We start from the raw sequence: 15,151 nt of genomic DNA on the forward strand, positions 1-15,151 counted from the left end.
GCCTGTAGCCGGGGAATTTATTCCCCGGTCATCTTCATCCGGGGGATTCATCCCCCGGCTACAGGCGAGCGCCCCTGACGGGGCTTGAATCTGTACGGCAATTTCCTAACCGGACAACGCTGATGCGAAACGACCCGAAAGCATATCTCGACGAACTGAAGGCCCGCGGGCTCACCCCCGAGCGGGAGGCGCGGCTTCTGGCCGAACTGGAGACGGCCGGCGCGGAGCACGCACCACCGGCGACCGACCCCGGGACCGGCCCGTTTGCCGGGTTCTTCCGCAGCGTCTATGCCGCTGCGGACCTCCTGGACCTGCAGAGGGGGGCGGCGGCACAGCGGCCGGTGACGCAGTTGCAGAAGTCACTGGACGAGCTCCTGGAGCGGGACCGTAGGCGGGAGGAGGACGGCTTCCCCAGAAAGATCCGGGTGGGGAAACTGGTGAAGCCGGGGCGGGGGACTGCCGGCAAGGTGGTGGTCGTGCCGACCACCGAGGAGGAGAAGTTCATCCACGACCCGACCGTGCGGCCACAGGAAGAGGGTGGTACCGGCGGTACCGGCGACGAGGGTGAGGGGGAGGTCATCGGCGAACAGCCGGTCCGTCCCGAGGGACAGGGTACGGGAACCGGTCCGGGCCAGGGTGAAGGGGAGGCCCACGAACTGGAGTCCAGTGCCTACGACCTGGGCAAGACCCTGACCGAGAAGTTCCAGCTCCCCAACCTGAAGGAAAAGGGGAAGAAGCGCTCCCTGACCCGCTACACCTACGATCTGACCGACCGCAACCGTGGCTTCGGCCAGGTGCTGGACAAGAAGGCGACCCTGCGGAAGATCATTGAGTCCAACATTTCTCTGGGGAACATCCCGGACGTGGCGGACATCGACCCGTCCCGGTTCCTCATCGCCCCGAGGGACAAGGTCTACCGCATCCTCTCCCGGGAGAAGGACTTCGATTCCCAGGCAATGGTCTTCTTCCTCAGGGACTATTCCGGGTCCATGTCCGGCAAGGTGACCGAGCTGGTAGCGACCCAGCACGTCCTGATCTACAGCTGGCTCATCTACCAGTACGCCGGTCAGGTGGAGTCCCGGTTCATACTCCACGACACCGAGGCCAAGGAGGTGCCGGATTTCTACACCTACTACAACTCCCAGGTGGCCGGCGGCACCGAGGTGGCCAGCGCCTACCGGCTGGTGAACGAGATCGTGGCCAAGGAGGGGCTGGCGAAGGACTACAATATCTACGTCTTTCACGGTACGGACGGCGACGATTGGGATTCCGGCGGTGATAAGGCATTGCCTGAGTTGCGGACGATGATTCGTTACGCGAGCCGGGTCGGGGTCACTGTTGCCGAGCACGGCCTGGGAACCCCGGGTGGCACCGAGGTGTCCCGGTATCTGGAGAACTCGGGGCTGCTCACGGAAAAGTCGGAGCTGATCCGGCTGGACGTGATGCAGGAGGATGCGGACGAGCCGCGGCTGATCGAGGGGATCAAGAAATTGATCTCGTAGGGGCGGGGTCACCCCGCACGGGCGCGGAAACCGCGCCCCTACAAAGAAGATAACCATGGAACTGATAAACCAACATACCAAGGCGATCATGGAAGGATGCAAGGAGCGGGCGCGGGATGCCGGGCTCTCCTTCACCGACGAGTCGCTGGAGTATATCGTCACCAACCGCGACCTCCTGGAACTGATGCCGAAGGTGATGATCCCGACCCTCTACGACTACTGGGTCCACGACCTGGAGGTGCTGCGGGAAAAGGGGAAGTACGAGCTCTACCCTCACAACCCCTACGAGACGGTGATCAATACCCGCCCACCCATCTCCTTCTACAACGACAACAACCCTGACTGGCTGAACGTGATGATCTTCTACCACGTCCTGGGGCATATCGACTTCTTCCAGAACAACCTCTACTTCCGCCACACCTGGGACTACGACTTCACCGGCCAGGCCCTGTCGGACAAACGGTTGATCGCCAGGTTGCGGAGCGAAAAGGGGCACTGGGTCGATTACGTTATCGAGTTCGCCCGGGCGATCGATAACCTGGTGAACTACCACGGCGAGCTGGCCAAGCTCTATGTCCCGGACACGGCCGTCATGTCTGAGCGGCTCGACTATTACTTCGATGTCTTTCTCCAGCGCCTGAAGCATGTTCCGGTGAGCGACTACCTGAAGGAGGTGGCGCGCTACAATGACTGCCTGAAGGAGTTCGGCGAGCAGGGGGAGAAGACCTTCTTCAGCGAAGCGGTGAAGAAGTACCCGGAACTGGAGGCCCACTTTGCCAAGCAGGACGGGCGCCTGAGCCCGCGGCGCGATCTGCTCCAGTACCTGATGGACGAGTCGCCCTTCCTGAACAGGGACGAAAACGAGTGGATGAAGCAGGTGATGGAGATCGTCCGCAATACCTCGATCTTCTTCCAGCCCCAGATCAGGACCAAGATCATGAACGAGGGGTGGGCCAGCTACTGGCACGAAAAACTGTTCCTCCAGGACGACCGGATCAAGGGGCACGAGGTGGATTTCGCACGGGTCCACGCCGGGGTCACCTCGTTGCCCCGGGTGGGGCTCAACCCCTATGCACTGGGGATGCGCCTCTTCACCTGGCTGGACGAACTGGGTGACACGGGGCGTTACTCCCTCGCCTACCAGCGACTGACCGCCAGTGAGGCCCGCAAGGGGTTCGATACCGGCGCGGGCCAGGGGCAGGAGTTCATCTTCCGGATCAGGGAAAACCTCTGCGACTACCTGTTTATCAAGGAGTTCATCGACCAGGATTTCACGGACCGCTACAAGCTGTTCGTGGTCGACCGGCGTCTGGACCAGCAGCGCCAGGTTTGGCAGTACTTTGTTAAGAGCCGGAAGAGCGAGGACTACCGGCAGATGCTCCTGGACACCCTCTATCACCCGCCGGTCATCGAGGTGGATCAGGAGCGGACCTATGGCGGGCAGCTCTCGCTGGTACACCGTTTCGAGGGAAAACAACTGGTACGCGAATATCTGGCCAACACCATGCTGGGGATCGAGTTCCTCTGGGGCGGACCGGTATCGCTGGAGACGAGCGATGGGATCATGGAGCGCCCCTCTGGCAGTCCCCGGGGAGAAGGGGCCGGGGGGGGCGAGATCCGCTGGCAGCGGGTGAAATACACCATGCACGAGAAGGTCCTCTCCCGCCAGCTCGTTGAGAGAATATAGTCATGACGAATGTTGAGAAAGCCCTTAAGCACCTGAACCGGAAGATGAGTGAACGGGAGCTGACCCAGGCCATCCCCTTCGACGAATATCTCCAGGTCCTTGCCAGCCAGCCGGATACGGTGCTCCGGTCCATTTTCCAGACCTTTCACGACATGATCCACGCCTATGTGGGCACCGGGTACGATGAATATCCGGACGACCCGGAGTCGATCAACTACGTGAATTACGACTGCAGCCGCCTGTTCGTCGAGAACAGCGACCGGCCGTTTTTCGCCGACCGGCTCTTTGCCAACCGGCTCATCAACCATGTGGCAGCCATGCGCAGCGGTGCCCGCCAGAACAAGATCTACATCTTCCGGGGGCCGCCCGGCTCGGGCAAGAGCACCTTTCTGAACAACCTGCTGATGAAGTTCGAGGAGTACGCCAACACCGAGGCCGGCCGCCGCTACGAGGTGGTCTGGCGCCTGGACCGCAGGGTTCTGGGGCAGATCGGGGAGGGCCAGGTCAATACCTTCATGGACAAACTCTCCTCCCTGCTGGACCAGTACGAGCTGGGGCAGGAAGAGCTGGTGGAGATGAAGAACTCCCTCCACCGGATGGGCGACTATGTGGAGGTGCCCTGTCCCTCCCACGACAGCCCGATCCTGCTGGTACCCAAGGGCGACCGGCGGGCCTTCTTCGACGACCTGTTCCGCAACGACGAGTTCAAGTGGAAGCTCTTTACGGAAAAGGAGTACGACTGGGTCTTCCGCGAGACCCCCTGCACCATCTGCAGCTCCCTCTACCAGGCTCTGCGCCAGCGCCTGGCAAAGCCGTCGGATGTTTTCAGGATGGTTTATGCCCGGCCGTACCGCTTTGACCGACGGGTGGGGGAAGGGATCAGCGTCTTCAACCCGGGCGACCGGCCGACGAAACAGAATGTGCTGACCAATGAGCTGCTCCAGCGCAAGATCGATGTGCTCCTGGGGGACAGCAACGAGGTGAAGTACCTCTATTCCAGCATGGCCAAAACCAACAACGGCATCTATGCCCTGATGGACGTGAAGTCCCACAACGCCGAGCGGCTCCTGGAGCTGCACAACATCATCAGCGAAGGCATCCACAAGGTGGAGGACCTGGAGGAGAACGTCAACTCCCTCTTCATTGCCCTGATGAACCCTGAGGACGAGAAGGCGACCGAGGGGGGCGCCTCGTTCTCGGACCGGATCGAGTTCATCAACACCCCCTATGTCCTTGATCTGAATACCGAGGTGGAGATCTACCGGAACATTTTCGGCAAGCATATCGACGAGCATTTCCTGCCGCGGGTGCTGCACAACTTTGCACGGGTGATCATCTCCACCCGGATGAACCGCTCTTCCGAGGCGCTCCTGGAGTGGATCGGCACGTCGATAAAATACACTCTCTTCTGCGACGACTACCTGCAGCTGCTGAAGATGGAGATCTACACCGGTCACATCCCCCCCTGGCTCACGGAGGAGGACCGAAAAAAGCTGAACGCCAAGCGTCGGCGCAGGATCATTGCCGAGTCGGAACAGGAGGGGATGATCGGCTTCTCCGGCCGGGATGCCATCAAGATTTTCAGCGATTTCTATGCCGCCTACATGCGCAAGGACAAGCTGATCAACATGTCCCAACTGGTCAATTTCTTCACCAAGTGGCGCAAGGACCTGACCGCGGAGATCCCGACCGGGTTCATCGACTCCCTGGTCTGCAACTACGACTACACGGTGCTCCAGGAGGTGAAGGAGTCGCTCTACTACTACAACGAGGAGCAGATTGCCCGGGATATCCTCAACTACATGTTCGCGGTCAGTTTCGAACCGGGAACGGTGGAGGTCTGCCGGTTTACCGGCGACCGGCTGGAGATCAGCGAGGAGTACCTGTCGGTGATCGAGGGGCGGCTCCTGGGGGGCGAGACCGACGACGTCTCCCAGCGGAAGACCTTCCGGACCGAGGTGCAGAAGGAGTACACCTCCCGGGCGCTCACCCAGGAGATCATGGTGGAGGGGCTGGACCCGTGGGAGACCCACCTCTACCAGTCACTGTACGAGCGGTACGTCCACAACCTGAAGGAAAAGGTGCTGGACCCGTTCCTGGACAACGCCAATTTCCGCCGCGCCATCAAGGATTACGACACCGAGGCGTTCAAGACCTACGACCGCCGCATCCGCGACGACGTCACCTTCCTGATCAACAACCTCTGCGCCAACAAGTACCACTACACCAAGCAGAGCGCCAAAGAGGTCTGCGTCTACGTCATCGACAACGACCTGGCGAAAAAATTTCATTCATAGGTGTGGCATGAGCAGCGTGATGCTGATGTTTCTCATGTTCTGCGGCGGGATCGCCGTGGCGCTCCAACCATCCATCAACGGCCGTCTGGCCCAGCGGACCGGCATTGTCGAGAGTTCCTGCGTCTCCTTTGCGGTCGGCACCCTGGCGCTCCTGCTGGTGGCAGTGCTGGCCGGGGAGGGGAGCTTTCGACAGGTGGCGACGGCCCGCTGGTGGGAGCTGACCGGCGGCTTTCTCGGGGCACTCTTCGTCACCCTGACCATTATGGCGGTACCGCGGATCGGCACGGCGTCGGCTATGGCCGCCACCATCACGGCACAACTGCTCACCGGCCTGCTGCTGGATCACTTCGGGATCTTCGGCCTGCGGACGGTGCCGGTCGACGGCAAGCGGGCGCTGGGCGTGGCACTGCTTCTGGCCGGTGCCGGCCTGGTGTTCCGGAGGTAGGTGGTGATAGTCTCCCTGATCGTTGCCATGGCGAGAAACCGCGTCATCGGCCGGGACAACACCCTGCCGTGGCATATCCCGGCCGACCTGCGCCGTTTCCGCGATCTGACCCTGGGTCACCCGATCATCATGGGGCGAAAGACCTACGAGAGCATCGGCGCACCGCTAGCGGGCCGGCAGACCATCGTGGTCACCCGGCAGAAGGGGTATGCTGCCCCTGGCTGCGCCGTGGTGCATTCCCTCAAGGAGGCGCTTGCTGCGGTGGTGTGTGCGGACGAGGTCTTCGTCTGCGGCGGTGGCGAACTGTACCGTGAGGCCCTCCCCCTGGCGGAGCGGATCTACCTGACCGTGGTGAAGTTGGAGGCGGCGGGGGATGCCTTTTTCCCGGAGCTGCCTCCCGGCGTATTTGTGGAAACTGGTCGGGAGGAGGTTGTTGGAGAGCCGAGTTGCACCTTTTTGGTCCTGGAGAGGGTTCATTGTGGTGCCAGCACATCTTAACTGGGGGTATTACGGTATAAATATAAACAAATCGGTTCTCTTATAGTCTTTTGTTGTGAAATTTTCGACAATTAAATCCGGATAAGGAGGCTTCCTTGGCCAATAACAGCGCAACACCGGTGGGAGAATTACTTCTCCGTACATCTCCGATGCCGAGCGACACAAATGCGAATGGGGACATCTTCGGCGGTTGGATCATGTCGCAGATGGACATCGCCGGAGGCATGCTGGCAATAGAAATTACTGGCGGCCGTGCAGTTACGATAGCGGTGGATGCGATGAAATTCATCAAACCGGTAAAGGTTGGCGATGTCGTCTGCTGCTATGGAAAAGTTACAAGCATTGGGAACACATCAGTCACTATCAGGCTGGAGGTTTGGGTGAAGCCGAGTCTACGGGAAATGAATGTTGAGAAAGAAAAAGATTTTTTTGTGGTAACAGAAGCTTCGTTCACGTATGTGGCTGTTGACAGTGAAGGGCGAAAACGACTTTTCCCTAAACCTGAGTCATCCGCTTCTTGATTATTGCCGGCAAGGTTCCCGTCCGCGGGTGGATCGATCAAGCAATTCAATCAGGATTACCGTGAAGCGGACTGGAGGGCTGGCAACAACCTTTAGTGACTGCGAGTGGAAAAAACAGTAAGGCAGCAACAGGGGCGCCCGGGATGACCGGACGCCCCTTTCCATCTGCTTTAGAAGACAAAGCCGAGGGTGACCTGGAACTTGTCGTTGTCCAGGGCGGTCTCGCCGGCGCTTCGCTTGTCGCCGTAAAACTGGTAGTCGGCCTTGACCACCATGGTGGTTGTCGGCTTGAAGGCAAGGCCAAAGGTGGTGTAGTTGCGGTCGAAGCGGCCGCTCGCCTTGCTCGGGTTGGCTATGCTCCCCTGCTGGGTGTCGAACTCGGACCAGCGGGCGAAGATGACGGCGTCGGCGTCGGCCAGCTTCCCTTTCTTCAGTCCTTTCGGCATAACGTGGTAACCCCCTTCCACCCAGTAGCCCGACATGTTGTGGCCGATCTCGTCGCTCAGCACTGCCGGGTTGTCCTGATAAACGTGGGCATACTCCCCGGCGATGTCGAAATCGCCGATGCTGTATTTGCCGTCAAAGGCGGCAACGGTGGTGTAGGCGGTCGGCTTGCCGCTCGGCGCCGAGTTGGCGCTGTGGAAGGAGAGGTTGGTGTAGAGGTTGGTGATGGGGCGGACCTCCAGCCGGCCGGTGACGGCGAAGTTGCGGTTACTGTCCTTTGGGCTGAAACTCTGCCGTCCTTCCCTGATGCCGTTAGCGGCGGAGAAACCTTTGTCCTCACCTACCTGGAGACCATCCAGGCCGGTCATGGCGAGGAGCTGGTAATTCACCCTGTCTCCCAGTTCGCCATGGATGCCAGCCCCCATTTCCGACCAGGTGGAGGGGATGATGACTTGGTCGAGCTGGGGGCGGGTGGTGGAGTTGAAGCTGGTCGGCTCGTGGTAGGGGTTGATAGCGCCGACCGGCACCAGCATCACGCCTGCCTTGACGTTGAAGGCGCGGGAGAGCTTGGTGTCGAGAAACGCCTGCTCCACCGACACCCCACCGTCAGGGCCGCCGTCGGGGACCCCGCCATGCTCCCATTCCAGTTCGGTGTTGAACGTGAGCCAGTCGGCCAATTCGGAGTCGATGTAGAGGACAACCCTCCGTGGTTCCAGGGTGTTGCCGCCGTTGCCGTTGCCGTTCTCTTTCCGGAATACGTAGTCCAACTCCCCGTAGCCGCCGAAACGGGTCTTGTTCCAGATGTTCTTGAGACTCCCGTTGCCAGCGGTGCTCTCCGCTGTCTTTCCACCCTCTTTCAGGGTCTTGACTTGGCTGTTCAGGGTGTCGATCTGTTGCTGCAGGTCATCGAGGGTGGCGGCCCTGGCCCTGGCCGCGGCGGTGAGCAGGACAACGGTTGCTGCCAGTAGTATTGCGCTTCGCTTCATTGTTTCCTCCTGTGTGATGGTTGTTGATATGGGCCTTATTCGGGCTCCAAGAAAATGAAAGTCATTTTCGGTACGCGCTTAAAAGACATGCCACCCCATTGACCGACATGGGAACAGGGCGGCCTTGCATGGAAAATGATTTTCGTTTTCAATACCAGAATATGTCGTTGCGGGTCAAGTGAAAAATATCATTCTCTCGGCAGGAGCAATTGACAGAGGTCGTGGCCGATGCTACTGTCCGGCCACGACGCCGGGTCATGGAGGATGAAGGAGGCAGGGCGGGATGAAGGCAGAGGAATGCAACGCCATCGTCATTGGCGCCATGGATTACCGGGAGGCGGACCGGATCGTCACCCTCTTCACCCTGGAGCATGGCAAGGTGCGGGGGCTCGCCCGGGGGGCGAGAAAGAGCCGACGGCGCTTCGGCGCCTCCCTGGAGCTGTTCGCCCGGCTCAGGGCCAGTCTGCAGCTGCGTGACGGCCTTTGCGCGCTGCAGGATGCCGACCTGGTGACGGTCTATCCCGGCATCCGCCGGGATCTGCCACGGATCGCCCTGGCCGGCTACACCTGCGAACTGGTCGACCAGTTCCTGCCCGACGGCATGCCCAATCCCCGCCTGTTCCGACTGCTTACCACCTTGCTGGAACATCTGGACCAGGCAGAGGCCTGCTCATCGGCCCGGCGTTTTTTCGAAGTAAACCTGCTCAATATCCTCGGCTACCGGCCTCCCATCGATGCATGCCCCGGCTGCGGCGCCGATCTGGCCGCGACCGGCGGGCTGCTTGCCGGCGGCGGTCTGCACGCTATTCCGTGCCCCGCCTGTGGCAGCGGCGGTAGAACTCTCTCCCCCGCAACCGTTCACCTGCTCAGAACATCCCTCAGAACCGGCCGTTTCGGGGTGGTCCGGTTCCCTGCCGATCTGCTTGCCGAAGCGGGCGAACTGCTCGACCGGGCCATCGCCAGCCACCTGCACCGACCCATTAAGTCCCTGGCCTTTCTCCGGGAGATGGACCGTCCCGTCTGATACCCTTGTCAGAGTGCCGCTCGCACCGTTGCTCCACGTCACGCCCCCTCTCACGGAAATTTATTTGCCCCCTTGATTTCTGAAAAAGAGAACTTATTTTTCGATCAGAACGAATCAATCGGAAAGGAGGAATTCACCATGGCAAGCTGGGATATGTTCAGAGAGCTGGACAATCTGCGCAGGGAGGTCGATGAAGCCTTTCGCGGCTTCGGCTACAGTCGTCCCGTGGCGACTACGTTCCTTTCGCCGGTGACCACCCGTCGGTTTCCGCTGGTCAACTTCAGTGAGGACGAGGGGCATGTCTACGTCGATGCGCTGTTGCCGGGCGTCAATCCCGGAGAGATCGATCTGTCGGTGCTGCGGAACACCATTACCATCAACGGCGAACGAAAACCGTTCAGCGAACAGCAAGGGCAGATCGTCCACCGCAGCGAACTGGGGTCGGGCAGATTTTCCCGGACGCTCGAACTGCCGGTGGATATCGACCCGGCCAGGATCAGCGCCGAGTACCGGGACGGCATCATGCGTATCACCCTGGCCAAGGCCGAGCACGCCAAGCCGAGGAAGATCGAAATCAGGCCTTCGTGACCAAGTAAAAAAACTCTGAGCGATGAAAGGAGGTCATCATCATGGGAGCCAACAGCCTGACAGAAAGAAATGACGACAGGAGGGTCCAGTCCCGCGAGGAGACGCGGTCCATGGAAAAATATATCAAGCCGGCAGTGAACATCGTCGAGACCGAGGAAGGGCTCATGCTGGTCGCCGACATTCCGGGTGCCACCAAGGATGCCCTCGACGTCAACGTGGAAAAGGGGATTCTGACCATCAGCGCACCGGCGGAGAGAAGCATGCCGGGTCGGCCGGTGTATGCGGAGTTCGAGCTGGCCCCCTACTACCGGCAGTTTGCGATACCGGAAAGCCTTGACCACGAAAAGGCCAGGGCCGACTATGCCAACGGGATACTGACCCTGCGGGTACCCAAGGCCGAGGTGGCCAAGCCGCGCCGGATCAAGATCGATGTTGGGTGAGGTGTCGATACCGGGTTCAGTCGTAACACAAAAAGGGCCGCAGTCAGCGGCCCTTTTTGTGCCCGGGTCCATCTTCTCGCGCAGGTTTTCGCTCATCCGGCTCCCATAGCGATAGACAGCTCCTGTCTATTTGGGACTGTATCTTACTTCGGTTTCACCCAGGTTCCTTGATCGAGATAGGGAAGGGTGATCTGTTTCAACCGGGTTTTCTCGGTCAGGAACTGCCCTTTCATCCCCTTCAGCCATTCACGGTGTTCGACAGCAGCTTCCAGGGAGGTGAACATCTCGTGCTCGCCGGTCCGAATCCGGAACGCGATGGTCGAGTCGTGAGCCGTATAGGTCCCGTGGTTGCTGCACAGCATGCACCGGACACGCCCGTTTCCGAGGAACCGGAAGGTGGTCCCGCCGCAGACGGGGCACGCCGGCCCATCCTTGTCGATCCTCTCGCCCAAAAGCGCCGATGCCAGCCGTACCGCCACCTTCTTTTGTTTATCATCGAAAAAGATCTCGCCGGGCAATGCCCCGTAGATCATTTCGACCCCCTTCAGGTCGGCCAGCAGCATCTTGAGAAAGCTCTCCAGGCCGAGCTCGGAATACCCCTCGCGCTGCTCGATTCCTGCAACGCCCACCGCGATCCCGGCGTTTATACCTTGATCAGTTTGCTCAACTCATCCTTGCGGTACGCCTTCCGGCCGTGGGGAGCGCTGCCACGGCGGCCGGCGTCTGGCCGGTGATGCGCGCCACTTCGGTATCGTTAAAACCTGTTCTGCCTCCTTTCCTTGCAGCGGGATCACAGGATGTTGACTGCCCGTGCCGCAAGCAGAGCAATGACCAGTAAGGATATAATCGATTGCAGCATCATCAGGATTTTTGCCCAACGCGACAGAACGGGAACGTCCGTCGGGGAGAAGGCTGTGGACGTATTAAAGGCGAGGAAGAGGTAATCTATGAAGTTCGGTGACCATTCCTGGAGTCCCGCGGCGTGTCTTCTTTCCGGCGCCATCGTCATCTGTGGAAAGAGAAAGGCGCCTCTTGAGTGATCTGCTCGTTGAGCTCTTTTATGCGGCCCGCCGGCATCGAGCCTCCAGTACCACGAGGCAAAAACCAGAATATTGGAGAACCAGAGAGCAGCAGCAGACTTCAATAGTTCCTGCGGTGTTTCCAGATGCGAGGGCAAGGCCCTGATCAGCAATGCCAAAGAAATGATCATTGCAGTTGTCACCACACCATTCAAGATATATCCCAGCACCTGGTTTGCAGTGTGAGCGCCTTTGAAATACGTGATGACAACAGGTACGATAAGCAAAGAAATAACGATCAAGAGAAGCCAAGGCGACCCGCCAATTAGCAAGGAGGAAGGTAATGCCGCATACAGGCAACCAAGCGCCAGCAAAGCTAATAACGCCGGCCAGCGAAATCGCCACGCAGCCTTTGTAGGTATCCCCGAATTCTCATTCATCTGTGTCATCCTCGAATTTCATGTCTGGATTCCTTAGACCAAAGGATGCGTTGTTGACCCGCCAGCCCGGCCTTTTGGGCGTTCCTCTGGGGGCCGTTGCTTGCTATCTTGCTGGAACATCTGGACCAGGCAGAGGCCTGCTCATCGGACCGGCGTTTTTTCGAAGTAAACCTGCTCAATATCCTCGGCTACCGGCCTCCCATCGATGCCTGCCCCGGCTGTGGCGCCGACCTGGCGGCGACCGGCGGCCGGCTCGCCGGCGGCGGACTGCACGGCATCCCGTGCTTCGCCTGCGCCAGCGGCGGCCGGCCGGTTTCCTCCGCCGCCATCCTCGAGCTCCGCCAATCGCTGCGCACCAGCCGGTTCGGGGTGGTCCGCTTTTCGGGCGATCTGCTGGCCGAGGCGGGCGAACTGCTTGACCGGGCCATTGCCAGCCACCTGCACCGTCCCATCAAGTCCCTGGCGTTTCTAAAGGAGATGGAACTGTCCGGCTGATCCGGCCGGACAGTTGGAGAAAGGGGGAACCGGTGACAACCTAATCGTAAGCTGGGGCTTTGTGCCGGAGAAAATGCCTAATAATGTTTAGGGTTACATGCTTTTCACAATGAAAGCCGGGGGGGGGGGGGGGGGGGCGACCCAGAAGACACTCTCGACTACTGCACCACCAGTTCCGGGGAAGGAAGTCCGATGTGGTAACCCTGGGCATAGCTCAACCCGACTTCCCCTACAGCCCGCAACACCTCCTCGTTTTCAACATATTCGCCGACAGTCATGATGCCAAGCCCATGGGCCAGCGTAGCGATACTCTTTACTATCGCCGTATCAAGGCTGCCGGTACCGGCCATGCCACGAACAAACTCCCCGTCCACCTTGAGGAAGTCTACGGGAAATCGCTTCAGGTATTGGTATGATGAGAATCCGGCACCGAAATCGTCAATGGCAAACTTGTAGTTTTCAAGTTTCAGATCCATGACAAAACGTTCCAGCAGAGTCATGTTCTTGACCGTTTCACGTTCGGTGATCTCGAAAACTACCTTGGCAGGATCGATGCCGTATTCCTTGGTGAGTTTCCGTACATTCGGTATGAATTCATTCAATATCAGCGCCTTGGGGGAAATGTTGATGAACAGTAAACCATCATAGCCGTCGCTGCTGACTTTACTGAACACCTTCTCCATAAGGATATGATCCATCCTGCTGATGACCCCCATGCTTTCGGCAATGCCGACAAACTCCTCTGCACGCATGACACCTCCCGGCAGATTGATGCGCATCAGCACCTCGTGAGCTTCAACCCTGCCGCTGGTCATATTAAGGATGGGCTGGAAATAAGGCACGATCAGCTTCTCCTCTATGGACTCCATGATCAGTATATTCTTCTCACCGATCATCCGGTAGACCTCAGTCAGGTCTTCTTCAGAAGGGCAGACAACCTGGTTCTTGCCGGAATATTTGGCCTTGCTGCGCATGTTGTCGGCCATCATGAACAGTTCCTTGGCTGTCTTGGCATGGGCCGGGAGCATCGAAATGCCGATGGAAACGGTAATCCTCAGCACTACGCCGTCCGGAGCCGTAACTACCCCATCCTGAAGGCCCTGTATGATTCGGCTGGCAACCAAATAAGCCTGCTTTTCATCTGATTCAGGCAGAATGATTGCAAATTCGTCGCTTCCGTAATGGGCCGCCATGTCCCCCTGCCGGAGAGACGTCTTCATGATTTCACTGACATGCTGCAGGATGCTGTCACCGAATGCATGTCCATAGGTATCGTTTACGGCCTTGAAATTGTCTATGTCGAGATACAGAAGAGCGAACTTGTATTCGTGGCGCGCCGCACGATCAACCTCGTTATTGAGCATTTCCCAGAAGACACGCTGGTTGAAGAGGTTGGTGAGCGGGTCGCGGGTCGCGTAGAACTCCAGTTCCTTGGTATAGCGGTAAACCGCCTTGACCGAGCCGACTACATTGAGCAGGGTGGCCAGTATACTCTCTATTACCAGCGACCGCGCCGATTTGTCCCCCAAGTCCGAAACCACTCCGATTCCTACTATCCCGCCAATGTGTGGAGACTCAAGGAACAGGGATTTGGTCTGCAGTTCGATATCTTCGGCCTTGAGGAGTGGAAGTGCGGATAACGGCAGTGCGACATTATGGATGATATTGACGGCAGGCAGATGAGCCAGGCGTTGATTGCCTGCGAGTTTCTGCCTGATGATTCCCTCGAAGTGCAGTTTCGTCTGTTCGGCAGGTGTATTGCGCCAGAACACCTCCAGGTCATAGGACTCCTCGTCGATCATGAACAGTGAAAAAAAGAAATAGGTTTCCATGATGGAATTGATTTCCACCAAGATATTATTTACATGGGCCTTCCAGTCCTTAACAACTTCCGAAGTTATGATGAATCGCTCCAGAAGCTTGACCTCGAATTCAAGAACATCCTTGTCTATGGCAAAGGTACGCAACCTGGAAATGACTTTGTTCATCTCGTCGAACATGGCCTTGAATTCGTTAAAACCGAACTGCATGTCGACAGTGCAGAGCTGTGTCAGGTCACTCAGCCGGTTTACCCCCTCGATGCGTGCGTGCAGGTCTGATATTCCCCTGGCAACCCTTCTACTGAAATACCGAGCGAGAAAAAGAGATGCCAGAAGAGGTATCAATGCCAGCACGGCCAGGAATACCATCAGTTTTTCACGGGTCTCCTTTAGTTCCGCGCCGATATCGATCCGCGAGTCGATGACCCCCAGGACCTCTCCGCTGCGGGTACCGGTATGGCACGCCAGGCACTCGGACGAAGCGATCAAAGGATATATATGGCGGATGATCCCCCCGTTCCTGACCGTTGATATCATTCCGTTTTCAAAAACGGTGCGGACATGTGTGTCAGGAGGCATGTCATAGAGGCGCCCATAGCGTGTTGCCAAGGATTCACTCTGGTAAATGACAACATTGATTCTGGTATCTCTGAGAATCTTTCTGCTGCCGTCCAGGAAGCCGGCCACATCCTGCCTGGACCACCCCTTGCGCATGACCTGGTAAAGTGCATTGTAGGTCACGTCAGCCATGGTCTTGGCATTTTTCTCCGCCTGATGCACTACAACATTCTCGTAGCCAAGAGATACGATAAGATAAATCAGCAGCACCATGAAAACGGTCAGGCCAAATGTACAGATCACGATGAAACTGGAAAGCTTCTTCACTAACATCCTCCCAAGGGTTTATCGAGTCCGCTGATCCAAAAACGGTTTGAGGGACTAACG

The 15,151-nt window shown here is 58.4% G+C and carries 14 protein-coding genes; 10 read left to right on the forward strand and 4 right to left on the reverse strand.

All coding sequences use genetic code 11. From position 1 onward, the window contains the following. Positions 1-122 precede the first annotated feature (122 nt). The 6 genes from JN12_RS09545 (at position 123) to yciA (ending at position 6,950) form a co-directional block, all read left to right on the forward strand. Positions 123-1,502 carry a DUF444 family protein gene (locus tag JN12_RS09545; RefSeq protein WP_145021724.1) on the forward strand — a complete coding sequence of 460 codons (1,380 nt, stop codon included), beginning with the start codon at positions 123-125 and terminating at the stop codon, positions 1,500-1,502. Between the two features lie 55 nt (positions 1,503-1,557). Continuing rightward, the gene (locus JN12_RS09550) at positions 1,558-3,189 is read left to right on the forward strand and encodes a SpoVR family protein (protein ID WP_145021727.1); all 1,632 of its coding nucleotides are present in this window, start codon (positions 1,558-1,560) and stop codon (positions 3,187-3,189) included. A 2-nt stretch (positions 3,190-3,191) separates the two neighbouring features. Beyond that, on the forward strand, positions 3,192-5,486 hold the full coding sequence (locus JN12_RS09555; RefSeq protein ID WP_145021730.1) for a serine protein kinase PrkA: 2,295 nt from the start codon (positions 3,192-3,194) through the stop codon (positions 5,484-5,486). A 7-nt stretch (positions 5,487-5,493) separates the two neighbouring features. Beyond that, positions 5,494-5,931 carry a DMT family transporter gene (locus JN12_RS09560; RefSeq protein WP_145021733.1) on the forward strand — a complete coding sequence of 146 codons (438 nt, stop codon included), beginning with the start codon at positions 5,494-5,496 and terminating at the stop codon, positions 5,929-5,931. Positions 5,932-5,934: 3 nt separating this feature from the next. Beyond that, the gene (locus tag JN12_RS09565) at positions 5,935-6,429 is read left to right on the forward strand and encodes a dihydrofolate reductase (RefSeq protein WP_145021736.1); all 495 of its coding nucleotides are present in this window, start codon (positions 5,935-5,937) and stop codon (positions 6,427-6,429) included. 95 nt (positions 6,430-6,524) lie between these two features. Continuing rightward, positions 6,525-6,950 (forward strand): acyl-CoA thioester hydrolase YciA, encoded by a 426-nt coding sequence (gene yciA / locus JN12_RS09570; RefSeq protein WP_145021739.1) that lies wholly within the window; start codon positions 6,525-6,527, stop codon positions 6,948-6,950. A 170-nt stretch (positions 6,951-7,120) separates the two neighbouring features. Here the strand turns inward: yciA and JN12_RS09575 are convergent, their stop codons facing one another. Continuing rightward, entirely contained in the window at positions 7,121-8,380 is a 1,260-nt protein-coding gene (locus JN12_RS09575) for a porin (protein ID WP_145021742.1), read from the reverse strand. Positions 8,381-8,663: 283 nt separating this feature from the next. Between JN12_RS09575 and recO the strand changes: the two genes are divergently transcribed. The 3 genes from recO to JN12_RS09590 all read left to right on the forward strand — a co-directional run bounded on the left by recO (position 8,664) and on the right by JN12_RS09590 (position 10,432). Further along, a complete protein-coding gene (gene recO / locus JN12_RS09580) occupies positions 8,664-9,404 on the forward strand; it encodes a DNA repair protein RecO (protein ID WP_145021745.1) in 741 nt (246 codons plus the stop codon). A gap of 138 nt (positions 9,405-9,542) precedes the next feature. Next, positions 9,543-9,992 carry an Hsp20/alpha crystallin family protein gene (locus JN12_RS09585; protein ID WP_145021748.1) on the forward strand — a complete coding sequence of 150 codons (450 nt, stop codon included), beginning with the start codon at positions 9,543-9,545 and terminating at the stop codon, positions 9,990-9,992. Positions 9,993-10,033: 41 nt separating this feature from the next. Continuing rightward, the gene (locus JN12_RS09590) at positions 10,034-10,432 is read left to right on the forward strand and encodes an Hsp20/alpha crystallin family protein (RefSeq protein ID WP_145021751.1); all 399 of its coding nucleotides are present in this window, start codon (positions 10,034-10,036) and stop codon (positions 10,430-10,432) included. 143 nt (positions 10,433-10,575) lie between these two features. Here the strand turns inward: JN12_RS09590 and JN12_RS09595 are convergent, their stop codons facing one another. Next, positions 10,576-11,061 carry a hypothetical protein gene (locus tag JN12_RS09595; RefSeq protein WP_145021754.1) on the reverse strand — a complete coding sequence of 162 codons (486 nt, stop codon included), beginning with the start codon at positions 11,059-11,061 and terminating at the stop codon, positions 10,576-10,578. A 161-nt stretch (positions 11,062-11,222) separates the two neighbouring features. After that, complete coding sequence (locus JN12_RS09600; RefSeq protein ID WP_145021757.1) at positions 11,223-11,891, reverse strand: DUF1345 domain-containing protein; 669 nt, start codon at positions 11,889-11,891, stop codon at positions 11,223-11,225. Positions 11,892-11,987: 96 nt separating this feature from the next. Between JN12_RS09600 and JN12_RS09605 the strand changes: the two genes are divergently transcribed. Continuing rightward, positions 11,988-12,386 (forward strand): DNA repair protein RecO C-terminal domain-containing protein, encoded by a 399-nt coding sequence (locus JN12_RS09605; RefSeq protein ID WP_145021760.1) that lies wholly within the window; start codon positions 11,988-11,990, stop codon positions 12,384-12,386. Positions 12,387-12,544: 158 nt separating this feature from the next. Here JN12_RS09605 and JN12_RS09610 read toward each other — a convergent pair whose 3' ends face one another. Next, the gene (locus JN12_RS09610; protein ID WP_170241886.1) at positions 12,545-15,091 is read right to left on the reverse strand and encodes a putative bifunctional diguanylate cyclase/phosphodiesterase; all 2,547 of its coding nucleotides are present in this window, start codon (positions 15,089-15,091) and stop codon (positions 12,545-12,547) included. Between the last annotated feature and the right edge of the window lie 60 nt (positions 15,092-15,151).

Origin of the sequence: Geobacter argillaceus (assembly GCF_007830735.1) — a bacterium.
Taxonomy (GTDB): domain Bacteria; phylum Desulfobacterota; class Desulfuromonadia; order Geobacterales; family DSM-12255; genus Geomobilibacter; species Geomobilibacter argillaceus.

Coding starts and splice junctions, on each gene's coding strand:
- JN12_RS09545 (WP_145021724.1), top strand. CDS start 123: ATGCGAAACGACCCGAAAGCATATCTCGACGAACTGAAGGCCCGCGGG.
- JN12_RS09550 (WP_145021727.1), top strand. CDS start 1,558: ATGGAACTGATAAACCAACATACCAAGGCGATCATGGAAGGATGCAAG.
- JN12_RS09555 (WP_145021730.1), top strand. CDS start 3,192: ATGACGAATGTTGAGAAAGCCCTTAAGCACCTGAACCGGAAGATGAGT.
- JN12_RS09560 (WP_145021733.1), top strand. CDS start 5,494: ATGAGCAGCGTGATGCTGATGTTTCTCATGTTCTGCGGCGGGATCGCC.
- JN12_RS09575 (WP_145021742.1), bottom strand. CDS start 8,380: ATGAAGCGAAGCGCAATACTACTGGCAGCAACCGTTGTCCTGCTCACC.
- recO (WP_145021745.1), top strand. CDS start 8,664: ATGAAGGCAGAGGAATGCAACGCCATCGTCATTGGCGCCATGGATTAC.
- JN12_RS09585 (WP_145021748.1), top strand. CDS start 9,543: ATGGCAAGCTGGGATATGTTCAGAGAGCTGGACAATCTGCGCAGGGAG.
- JN12_RS09590 (WP_145021751.1), top strand. CDS start 10,034: ATGGGAGCCAACAGCCTGACAGAAAGAAATGACGACAGGAGGGTCCAG.
- JN12_RS09600 (WP_145021757.1), bottom strand. CDS start 11,891: ATGAATGAGAATTCGGGGATACCTACAAAGGCTGCGTGGCGATTTCGC.